Here is a 10,644-nt window from a genome sequence, read left to right as displayed (position 1 = left end):
GCTCGCCATGTTCACGGATGTGTCGATCTTCGCCTTGAACCTGTCCACCGCCCTCGGTCTCGCGCTCGCCATCGACTACACATTGCTGATCATCAGCCGATACCGCGATGAAGTGGCCGAGGGCGTCGGACGGGACGAGGCACTCACCCGGACGATGCTCACCGCGGGGCGCACCGTGGTCTTCTCGGCGACGACGGTGGCACTCTCCATGGCGGCGTTGGTGCTCTTTCCGATGTACTTCCTCAAGTCGTTCGCCTACGCCGGCATCGCGACGGTGGCGCTGTGCGCACTGGCCGCGCTGGTCGTCACTCCGGCGGCCATCGTGCTACTCGGACCACGGCTCGACGCGTTCGACGTCCGCCGAGGGATGCGACGGCTGCTGCATCGCGGCGGCGAATCGGCTGCGAGACATCGCCGGGGATCGCTTGCGAAACCCGTCCAACAGCTGTTTTGGTATCGGTGGACGAAAGTGGTGATGCGGCGCGCGTTGGCGTTCGGCTTGGCCGGTTCGGCGGTGTTGCTCCTGCTCGGACTCCCCTTTCTGGGTATCAAGTGGGGTTTCCCCGATGATCGCGTACTGCCGGACTCGTCGTCTGCGCGCCAGGTCGGCGATCGGATGCGCGACGGGTTCGAGGACAACTCCGCCACGGCGGTGACGATCGTGATGCCCGACGCCACCGGGCTTACCCCCGCCGATTTCGAGGGCTACGCCGCCCGGCTGTCGAAGGTGGGCGACGTCGTGGCCGTCACCGCGCCGTCAGGCATGTTCGCCGGTGGGAGCAAGATCGGCCCACCGACTGGCGCCGCACGGATCACCGATAGCAGCGCGTTCCTGACGGTCGGCACCAACGCGCCGTTGTTCTCGCAGGCGTCCGAAACCCAACTCGACCGGCTGCGTGAGGTTGCCCCGCCGGGTGATCGTGCCGTCGAGTTCACCGGCATCGCTCAGATCAACCGCGACAGCGTCGAGGTGATCACCTCACGCTTGCCGCTGGTGCTGATCCTCATCGCCGTGGTCACGTTCGTGCTGCTCTTCCTGCTGACCGGCAGCGTGGTGCTGCCGGCCAAGGCCCTCATCCTGAACGTGCTGTCGCTCACGGCCGCCTTCGGTGCGCTGGTGTGGATCTTTCAGGACGGCCATCTCGGGGCGTTCGGAACCACGCCGACCGGAACGCTGGTCGCCAACATGCCGGTCCTGCTCTTTTGCATCGCCTTCGGGCTCTCGATGGACTACGAAGTGTTCCTCATCTCGCGCATCCGCGAATTCTGGCTGGCAAGTGGACGCACCCGGGCCGACAACGACGAAAGCGTGGCCCTCGGCTTGGCTCGTACGGGTCGGGTCGTCACGGCAGCGGCACTGGTCATGTCGATCTCGTTCGCCGCGCTGATCGCCGCCCAAGTATCGTTCATGCGGATGTTCGGTGTAGGTCTGACAGTGGCCGTCCTGGTCGACGCCACCTTGGTCCGGATGGTCCTGGTGCCGGCCTTCATGCACGTCCTCGGGCGATGGAATTGGTGGGCACCTCGACCGCTGGCACGCCTCCACGAACGCATCGGGCTCAGCGAGTCCATTTCGCGACCGTGACCACCGCTGGTAGGCAGCGCGGAAAATTAACTTCAACGTCAAACCAACCCAAGCCCTGCGGGCTCCGAATCAACTAAGACATGCTGGTCGCATCGCGGCGACCCATGCGTGGCCGATTGGACCGGATCGACTGTGAGTGACCGAGGAGCACTGTGTTGCGGTACACGAGAGTTCGAGACTTCGAGATGCAGTCCGTCATGGCGATGCAAGGGGGCCGCCGTTGAGCCGCACCGACCGCGCCGTGAACGCGCTCGTGTCACCGCGACCGCATCGGCGCGCGTATCGGACTCCGGTCCGCACCGCCTCCTCCGGTGACTGGCGAGCCGGCGTGCGCGCGAAGGTGGGCTCACACCTGTCCGCGTTCGTGACGACTCAGTGCCTCACTGAACTCGGTACTGCGAACGTCGACGTCGCCGGCGAGGTGCTGGGCGGATTCGTGATCGGCGGCAAGTACGTGCGGTCCACGTTCATGTACCTGGGCTGGTTGTGTGGCGCGCAAGAAGACGAGGCGGCGATCCGCGCGTCGGCCAGCCTCGAGTTGCTGCACGCCTTCGCGCTCATGCAGGACGACGTCATGGACGAATCGGCGCTGCGTCGCGGTCGGCCGTCGGCCCACGTCGCCCTCGCCCGGTGGCATCGTGAACAGCGGTTGACCGGTTCCTCGGAGCGATTCGGCGAGTCGGCGGCCGTGCTGCTCGCTGACCTGTGCCTGGTGTGGGCGGCGAAGATGCTTCGCGAGAGCGGCATCGACGCCGACGCCTTCACCCGCGTATGGCCCCGCTACGACGACATGCGCATCGAGTTGGCGATCGGCCAGATCGCCGATCTGAACAACGATGCCCATTCTTTTCCGACGTTCGACGAGGTGCTCGACGTGCTGCGGCGAAAATCGGGTAACTACACCGTGCGGCGGCCGTTGGAGATCGGAGGGGCCATGGCGGGCTGTTCACCGGAGGTCATCGACGCGCTTGGCGGGTACGGGGCCGCCCTCGGGGAAGCGTTCCAACTGCGCGACGACATCTTGGGCGTCACCGGGTCGCCGGACGTGACCGGCAAATCCGTGGGCACCGATCTGGTCGCCCAGAAAGCCACCAGCGTGGTCGTCGCCGCCCATCAACTGGCCGACGCCGGACTGCGCCGCCAACTCGCCGAGCTGATGAGCAGCCCGGCGCTGAATCCTGCCGACACCGAACGCTGGCAGTCCCTGATCGTCGCCAGCGGCGCCCTGGAATGGGTCGAACACCGCATCGACGAGCGTCTGAAGCAGGCGGTGGGCTGTCTTGCCCACGCCGGCATTCCACAGACGACCCGCACCGCACTCCAAGACATGGCCGTCTACTGCACTGAAAGGGCCGCATGATGCGCACCGTCAAGGGAAGAACCGATCGCGTCGTCGTCGTCGGTGCCGGTCTGTCCGGATTGTCGGCGGCGATGCAGCTCGCAGGGCGTGGTTGCAGTGTCACCGTGGTCGAACGCGGGGACCACCCCGGCGGCCGGGTCGGGCGGGCCGACATCGGCGGCTACCGACTCGACACCGGACCGACGGTGCTGACGATGCCCGACATCATCGACGACGCCTTCGCGGCGATCGGTGACAAGCTGACCGATCGCGTCGATCTGCTAGCGGTTCATCCGGCGTACAACGCGGTGTTCGCCGATGGCGACTCGCTGCAGGTCCACACCGAGCCGACGGCGATGTTCGCCGAGATCGAGCGGTTCGCCGGACGCCGGGAAGCCGACGCCTACCTTCAGATGCGCGCCTGGTTGATCAAGCTCTACGAAACCGAGTTCGACGGGTTCATCGGCGCCAACTTCGACTCGCCTCTCTCGCTGCTGACCCCACAGCTGGCCCGGCTCCTGGCAATGGGTGGCTTCCGCCGCTGGGAGAAGGTGATTAGCCGATTCCTAAGCGACGAGCGGTTACTTCGGGTGTTCACCTTCCAGGCCCTCTACGCGGGGGTGCCCCCGCAGAGCGCGCTGGCGGTGTACGCGGTGATCGCCTACATGGACACCATCGCCGGCGTCTACTTCCCGCGCGGCGGCATGCGTGCCCTGCCCGACGCCATGGCTGCCGCGGCAGCCGACGCGGGTGTCGAATTCATCTACGGCGCGGCGGTGTCGAAGCTCGAGCGCAGTGGTTCCCGGGTCACCGCGGTGGTGACGGAGCAGGGCCATCGCGTCCCCGCGGATGCCGTGGTGCTCACCACCGAACTTCCCGACACCTATCGACTGCTCGACCACACGCCGCGTCGACTGCTGCGGTTGCGTCCCGCGCCGTCGGCCGTCGTCGCTCAGGTCGGCTGCCCCGCGATGGACGATTCAATCGGCCATCACTCGATTCTGTTCGGCGACGCTTGGAAACAGACCTTCCGGGACATCATCACCGACGGACGCGTCATGGGGGACCCGTCGCTGCTGGTGACGCGACCGACTGCCAGCGATCCCAGCCTTGCCCCGCCCGGTCGCGATCTGCTCTACGTCCTGGCGCCGGCACCGAATACCGAAGTGGGCAAGGTGGATTGGGACGCCACGTCGTCGGCCTACGTGGAGCACATGCTGGGTGCGGTCAGGACGCGGTTGCCTCAACTTAGCGACGACATGGAGGTGTTGTCGGTGGTGACGCCCGCAGACTGGGGCCGCCAGGGGATGGCGGCGGGCACTCCCTTCGCGTTGGCTCATACCTTCGGCCAGACCGGCCCGTTTCGACCGGCCAACACCGTGCGCGGTGTCGACAACGTGATCCTGGCCGGTTCGTCGACGGTGCCCGGGGTGGGCGTGCCCACCGCGGTCATGTCCGGTCGGCTGGCCGCCGACCGCATCACCGGATCTTCGGCCCGGCGCCCGAATCAGGAGGCCTACCAACGATGATCGGATCTGAACTCGATGCGGCCGGGGTGCGGGAGCCGTCATTGCGTCAGGCCTACCGGCAGTGTCGCGAGATCAATGCCCAACACGGCAAGACCTTCTTCGCCGCCACCCGGTTGCTCGCGCCGAGCCAGCGCCCTGCCGTCCACGCGCTCTACGGGTTCGCCCGGCGGGCCGACGACATCCTCGACGACTTCGACTCCCGCGGCCACGAGCAGCGTGCCGAGCAACTGCAGAAGTTCTCCACCCAGCTGTTCAACAGCCTGGTGGAAGGTCAGCCTTGCGGTGATGACCCCACGTTGACCGCCGTCGTGGACACCGCGCGCAAGTACGACATCGGGTGGGACCTCTTCGATGACTTCCTGGCATCGATGCGGATGGACCTGACCGTCACCGACTACCCGGACAGGGCTGCGCTGGAGCGTTACATGTACGGGTCGGCCGAAGTGATCGGGTTGCAACTCCTGCCGATCCTGGGAACAGTCGGCCCGCGGGAGGAGGCCGCGCCACACGCCGCCGCGCTCGGCAAGGCGTTTCAGCTCACCAACTTCCTCAGGGACGTCGACGAAGATCTGCGGCGCGGACGGGTGTACCTACCCACCGACGAACTCGCCGACCACGGCGTCGACCGTGACGTCCTGAGCTGGTGCCAGGCCAATCGGCGCACCGACGCCCGCGTGCGCAGCGCCCTGGCCGAGCAGCACGCGATCGCGCGCGCGGTGTACGGCCAGGCGAGGCTGGGTATCGAAAAGCTGGATCCGGCTTCGCGTCCGTGTGTCGCCGTGGCGCTGACGCTGTATTCGGAGATCCTGGACCGGATCGAGGAGATCGACTTCGAGATCTTTACCCAGCGCGCCACGGTCGGGAAGGCCAGACGACTCACCGTCGCGGGCGCAGGAATCGCACGGGCATGGGGTGCGCGACTGCGACACGGAAGTATGTGAGCGTGGACCGCTGGCAGTACCTGTTGGTCCTGGCCGCGTGCCTGCTATGCACCCTGCCGTTGGAACTCTTCGGCAAGGGCGTCTACCGCCAGCCGCGGCGCCTGGTCGCCGCCGTCCTGCCGGTCGCGCTGGTCTTCCTGATCTGGGATGCCATCGCCGTGGCCAACGACGTGTGGTGGTACAACCCGCGCTACATCATGGGGCTGGTCGCTCCCGGTGAGTTGCCGCTAGAGGAATTGTTGTTCTTCGTCGTGATTCCGGTGTGCGGGTTGCTGACCTATTCGGCCGTCGAGTCCGTGCTGTCAGTGCTTCGACGTCTGCGTGCGAAGGTGAAGCAACGATGAACGGTCTGGGCTACACACTTCCGGCGGTAGTCGCGGCGGTTGTGGTGTGTGCACTGGAACTGGCCGTCTTGCGCACGGGGCTGTTCCGCCGTCGGGCGTACTGGATCTCGATGATCATAATCACCGGGTTTCAAGTACCCGTCGACGGCTGGCTGACCAAGCTCAGTGCGCCCATCGTGCTCTACGACGAACGGCACACCTCCGGGATCCGCTTCCCGTTCGACATTCCCATCGAGGACTTCCTCTTCGGTTTCGCGATGGTGACGGCGGTTCTACTGTTGTGGGAGCAGCGCCGACCCCCGTCGGAGGTTACGGAGCAGTGATGAACGAGACGGACCGGCTGCGGGAAACTCTGCCCGCGGCACCAGGGCTCAGTGACGCCGGCGCCCTGGAGCGGGTACCGCGCGTGGTGATCGTCGGCGCCGGAATCGCCGGTCTTGCGGCCGCGGCGGGGCTCAGCGAGCGGGGGGTCAGCGTCGACGTCCTTGAGGCGCGCGACTACCTCGGCGGGCGCGTGGGTGGATGGCCCGACGTACTGGCCGACGGCTCGGCGACGGCGATGAACCGGGGCTTTCACGCGTTCTTCCGCCAGTACTACAACTTGCGAACCCTGCTGCGCCGAGCGGACCCGCACCTGTCGGCGCTGACCCCCGTCGAGGACTATCCGTTGATCGACGCGCTGGGACGGCTCGACACCTTCCGCGGGTTGCCGCGCACGCCTCCACTGAATGCGCTGGCATTTGCGTTGCGCAGTCCGACCTTTCGGCTGCGCGACCTGGTTCGGATCGACGGCAAGGCGGCGGCGCCTCTAGCCACCGCGTCGGTACCGCAGACATACTTCGACCTCGACGACAAAGACGCCGAAACGTTTCTGCAGGACATCAACTTTCCCGCAGCTGCGCAGCATCTGGCGTTCGAGGTGTTCGCCCGCAGCTTCTTCGCCAAGCCGGAGTATCTGTCGGCGGCCGAACTGGTCACGATGTTCCACATCTACTTCCTCGGTTCCAACGAAGGCTTGATCTTCGACGTCGCCAATGCGAACTTCGACGTCGCACTCTGGAACCCGTTGCGGAAGTATCTGGAAGGCAACGGGGTTCGGTTTCACACCGGGCTGTCGGTCGAGGCCGTGTCAACGGACTCCGACGTCCGGGTGTCCTGCGGCGCGGACGCGGACTTCGTCGCCGACGCGGTGGTGTTGGCCACCGACGTCGCCGGTTTGCAGCACATCGTCGCCGGGTCGCCGAGCCTCTGTGACGCCCAGTGGCGAGACCAGGTGGCGGATCTGCACACCGCGCCTCCGTTCGTCGTGCTGAGGCTTTGGCTGGACCGCCCGGTGCGCGCCGATCGGGCGGCGTTCGTCGGGACGGGAGGACGTCCGCCGTTGGACAATGTCAGCGTGCTCGAGAGATACGAACGCGAAGCGGCGGTGTGGGCCGCTCGCACGGGTGGTTCGGTCGTCGAACTTCACGCCTACTCGGTGACCGACACCGATGACGACGTCCGTCGTGCCCTGGTGGCGCGCATGCACGAGCTGTACCCCGAGACCGCCGGCGCGACGATCGTTGAAGAGCGGCTGTTGCGGCGCGGTGACTGTCCCCGGTTGGCGCCGGGCGACTTCGCGCGGCGGCCCACCGTGCAGACGCCGGATCGGCGCGTGGTGCTGGCGGGTGACGGGATACGCGTCGACCTTCCCGTGGCGCTGATGGAGCGCGCCGCGACCACAGGGTGGCTTGCGGCCAACCGTCTACTCGGCGAGTTCGGGCTGGCCGGGCACGCGGTGCACACGGTGCCCAACCACGGGCGATCGGCAGTGCTGCGCCGACTGGCGACGCGCGGCGAGGGCGGCGAACGGCGATGAGTGTGTTCGACGAGGTACGCGCCAGCGCAGCCAAGGCCCGGCCCTTCCAAGTCCTTCCGCCGGTCGACTGGTCGGCGCAGGAGCCCACGTACGGTCAGGCCAGTCCGGCGTTGATCCGAGCGGCCCTGCAGCGTGCGCAACGCCGCCCGACCGGCAACTGGTACCCCTTCGCCGACAGTTCACGAGTTGGCGCCAAGAGCGTCGGCACCCGTGTCGCCGGGGTCCAGATCGTCGCCTGGCGGGGGGCTGACGGCCAGCTGCTGGTGGCGCCGCGCGCGTGTCCGCATCTGGGCGCGGACCTCGCCACCGCGCCCGTCGAGTGCGGGACCCTGGTGTGTCCATGGCACGGTCTTCGGCTGTCGGACCGTCGTCACGGCGCATGGAAGCCGTTCCCGAGCCACGACGACGGCGTCCTGTGCTGGGTGCGGTTGGACGCCGAGGGTGGCGAGACCCCGACTGACGCGCCCATCGCATCGGTGCGCCCGGGGCCTCCACAACTGGCCGCCGTGACCCGGGTCGAAGGCGTCTGTGAGCCGTGCGACGTCGTGGCCAACAGACTGGATCCGTGGCACGGCGCGTGGTTCCATCCCCATTCGTTCACCCAGCTCGAGGTGCTCAGCGCGCCGGCCGCCGATGACGACCTGCCCGAAGAACTCGACCGCTTCCTCGTCGCCGTGACGTTTCGGATCGGTCGACTCGGCATACCGGTCATCGCCGAGTTCACGGCTCCGGGTCCTAGAACGGTCGTCATGCACATCGTCGAGGGCGAAGGCAAGGGCAGCGTCGTCGAGACCCACGCCACCCCGGTGGGATCGGGGCGCGACGGGCGGCCACGGACGGCGGTCATCGAAGCAACCATTGCCCACTCCGATCGCCAGCACTTCGGCAAGGGGCTGGTGGCAGCGCCACTGATCCGGCCGTTGATGCGACGGTCGGCCACGCGCTTGTGGCGTGACGATCTGGAGTATGCCGAGCGCCTGTTCGAGCTGAGGTCCTAAGTACTACCGCGCGATGCCTGCGGCGTCGAGCAGCGGGACCTGTTCGATCGCCCACGGGCTGATCGCCCACGGGATCTGCACGGCGCTACGCAACTGATCCCACGGAACCCAGGCGGAGTCCATGATCTCCGCGGGGTCGGCGTCCACCGATCCGGCGGCGCGCGCGTAGAACACCGGGCACACTTCGTTCTCCACGACGCCGTGCGCGTCGGTCGCCCGATAGCGGAAGTCCGGCAGTACGCAGTGCAACTCCGCGATGCCGACACCCAACTCCTTGCGTGCCCGACGCACGACCGCGTCCTCCACGGGCTCGTCGGGTGCGGGATGGCCGCAGAACGAATTGGTCCACACGCCCGGAAAGGCCCGCTTGTCCAGTGCCCGCCGGGTCAGTAGGACCCGGCCGGCGTCGTCGAAGAGGTAGCACGAGAATGCGAAGTGCAGCGGAGTCGAGTCGTCGTGAATCTCTGACTTGGGTGCCGTGCCGATCCTTTGACCTGCATCGTCGAGAAGGACGACCAACTCGTCGTTCGTGGCTGTATTCCTGGACATGACGGCGACATTGCTCCTACGTGAAGAGGGGAATCTATCAATGCTAGCGATGGATTCGTCACCGCTTCCGTCTTGGACTGGTCCGCGCCGTGACATCGGTTGGGTGGAGCGATGGCCGTAATCCTCGCCTACACGTCGCCGGCCATCGGCCACCTCTTCCCGTTCTGCGCTCTGCTCGGTGAACTCGCGTCACGCGGACACCAAGTCCACGTTCGCACCCTCGACTCGGGAGTCGACCTCTGCCGTCGGCTGGGTTTCGTCGCGCAGGCCGTCGATCCCCGCATCGAAGCCATCCAGAGCAACGACTGGAGGACCAGTAGCGCAATGCGGTCGACCGGTGTGACGGTGCGAACCTGGTGCGTCGGCCGGCGCTCGAGGTGCCCGACGTCGAGGCGGCCATTGCCGACGTCCGCCCCGACATGGTTCTCGTCGACGCAAACTGCTGGGGGGCGATCTCGGCGGTGGAGGCCGGGCGAACCCCGTGGCTGGTCTTCAGTCCGTTCGTTCCGTACCTCGAAGGACCGGGATCGCCGCCGTTCGGCCCGGGCTATGCGCCCTGTATGGGACCTTTGGGCTGGGTTCGGGATGGCGGTGTGAAGATGGTGACCACGACGACCTTCGACCGTCCCTTTCGCAGGGGCATCCGCCCCGTGCGCGACGCCCTGGGGCTCGCGCCGGTGCGCTCGGCGAACCAATTGCTGCGCCGCGCACCGGGAGTCCTCGTCGCGACCGGCAAACCGTTCGAGTACACGAATACCGTGTGGGGCGAGTCCGTCCACCTGATCGGGCCGGCGATTTTCGAGCCACCGTCCGACGAACTAGCGGGCTGGCTCGACGACATCGACTTGCCCGTGGTCTGGTGACGACGTCGTCGGTGCGGCAATCAGACTCCGCGCCGGTCCGCACCGCGCTGCGTGCTCTGGACGGTGAACCCCTGCACGTCGTCGCGACCCTGCCGACAGGAGCCCTCGACTTCGATCCGAGTGCGTATCCGCACGCGACGGTGACGGACTTCGTTCCGCACTCGGCCGTGCTGGATCGTGCCGTCTGCGTCGTGACCCACGGCGGAATGGGGACTACCCAGAAGGCGCTCAGTCGCGGAATACCCGTCTGTGCCGTGCCGTTTGGACGCGACCAGTTCGAGGTGGCCCGTCGGGTGGAGATCGCCGGCTGCGGCACCCGGCTGCCCGCACGCCGCCTGAGTGTTCTCCGTCTGCGCGAGAAGGTGTTGTCCGCCATGACGATGTCGGCGGGAGTAAATGCCGTGGCAGCCGGTTTCGCCGCCACCGGCGGAATGTGCCATGGCGCGTCCATCGTCGAGCAGCACCTCGCACACGACGCTCGCGCCGACGGACGGGGCGGCAAGATGCTGTCATGAAGTTGCAGAACCACGACCTCGCTCTGCGGATGGCGGAGTTGGCGCGGGTGATCGCGTTGCGGAAGGTCGACGACGTTCTCAACGACGTCACTGCGGCGGCCAAGGAATTGATTCCGGGGGTGG

General features: G+C 67.0%; 9 protein-coding genes and 1 pseudogene. 9 read left to right on the top strand and 1 reads right to left on the bottom strand.

The annotated features are described in order from the left end of the window. From VET27_RS18340 to VET27_RS18305, 8 genes are all read left to right on the top strand, one after another. A partial coding sequence (locus VET27_RS18340; RefSeq protein ID WP_526520675.1) for an MMPL family transporter occupies positions 1 to 1,585 on the top strand: 1,585 nt, incomplete at its 5' end. Positions 1,586 to 1,805: 220 nt separating this feature from the next. Continuing rightward, on the top strand, positions 1,806 to 2,945 hold the full coding sequence (locus VET27_RS18335; protein WP_526520673.1) for a polyprenyl synthetase family protein: 1,140 nt from the start codon (positions 1,806 to 1,808) through the stop codon (positions 2,943 to 2,945). Continuing rightward, positions 2,945 to 4,453: a phytoene desaturase family protein gene (gene crtI / locus VET27_RS18330; RefSeq protein WP_526520671.1), complete on the top strand. Its 1,509-nt coding sequence runs from the start codon at positions 2,945 to 2,947 to the stop codon at positions 4,451 to 4,453. The genes VET27_RS18335 and crtI overlap by 1 nt, the downstream gene beginning before the upstream one ends. Then, on the top strand, positions 4,450 to 5,394 hold the full coding sequence (locus tag VET27_RS18325) for a phytoene/squalene synthase family protein (RefSeq protein ID WP_526520669.1): 945 nt from the start codon (positions 4,450 to 4,452) through the stop codon (positions 5,392 to 5,394). The genes crtI and VET27_RS18325 overlap by 4 nt, the downstream gene beginning before the upstream one ends. 2 nt (positions 5,395 to 5,396) lie before the next feature. Next, a complete protein-coding gene (locus tag VET27_RS18320; protein ID WP_526520667.1) occupies positions 5,397 to 5,738 on the top strand; it encodes a lycopene cyclase domain-containing protein in 342 nt (113 codons plus the stop codon). Then, positions 5,735 to 6,061 (top strand): lycopene cyclase domain-containing protein, encoded by a 327-nt coding sequence (locus tag VET27_RS18315; protein ID WP_526520665.1) that lies wholly within the window; start codon positions 5,735 to 5,737, stop codon positions 6,059 to 6,061. Before VET27_RS18320 ends, VET27_RS18315 begins: the two co-directional genes overlap by 4 nt. Further along, positions 6,061 to 7,596 (top strand): FAD-dependent oxidoreductase, encoded by a 1,536-nt coding sequence (locus VET27_RS18310; RefSeq protein WP_526520663.1) that lies wholly within the window; start codon positions 6,061 to 6,063, stop codon positions 7,594 to 7,596. The genes VET27_RS18315 and VET27_RS18310 overlap by 1 nt, the downstream gene beginning before the upstream one ends. Then, positions 7,593 to 8,594, top strand: a complete 1,002-nt coding sequence (locus VET27_RS18305; RefSeq protein WP_526520661.1) for a DUF5914 domain-containing protein — start codon at positions 7,593 to 7,595, stop codon at positions 8,592 to 8,594. Before VET27_RS18310 ends, VET27_RS18305 begins: the two co-directional genes overlap by 4 nt. A 3-nt stretch (positions 8,595 to 8,597) precedes the next feature. Here VET27_RS18305 and idi read toward each other — a convergent pair whose 3' ends face one another. After that, complete coding sequence (gene idi, locus VET27_RS18300; protein ID WP_526520659.1) at positions 8,598 to 9,143, bottom strand: isopentenyl-diphosphate Delta-isomerase; 546 nt, start codon at positions 9,141 to 9,143, stop codon at positions 8,598 to 8,600. Between the two features lie 111 nt (positions 9,144 to 9,254). Between idi and VET27_RS18295 the strand changes: the two are divergent. Next, positions 9,255 to 10,521: pseudogene (locus tag VET27_RS18295) on the top strand (glycosyltransferase). The last annotated feature ends 123 nt before the right edge of the window (positions 10,522 to 10,644 follow it).

This window comes from Mycobacterium sp. (assembly GCF_035633495.1).
GTDB lineage: Bacteria > Actinomycetota > Actinomycetes > Mycobacteriales > Mycobacteriaceae > Mycobacterium.
Note: the sequence above shows the minus strand (reverse complement) of the source record. Positions and strands in the feature narration are given on the sequence as shown.

Bases quoted from the DNA above. Each gene is read 5' to 3' on its own strand.
- crtI (WP_526520671.1), top strand. From the start codon at position 2,945: ATGCGCACCGTCAAGGGAAGAACCGATCGCGTCGTCGTCGTCGGTGCC.
- VET27_RS18325 (WP_526520669.1), top strand. From the start codon at position 4,450: ATGATCGGATCTGAACTCGATGCGGCCGGGGTGCGGGAGCCGTCATTG.
- VET27_RS18315 (WP_526520665.1), top strand. From the start codon at position 5,735: ATGAACGGTCTGGGCTACACACTTCCGGCGGTAGTCGCGGCGGTTGTG.
- VET27_RS18310 (WP_526520663.1), top strand. From the start codon at position 6,061: ATGAACGAGACGGACCGGCTGCGGGAAACTCTGCCCGCGGCACCAGGG.
- VET27_RS18305 (WP_526520661.1), top strand. From the start codon at position 7,593: ATGAGTGTGTTCGACGAGGTACGCGCCAGCGCAGCCAAGGCCCGGCCC.
- idi (WP_526520659.1), bottom strand. From the start codon at position 9,143: ATGTCCAGGAATACAGCCACGAACGACGAGTTGGTCGTCCTTCTCGAC.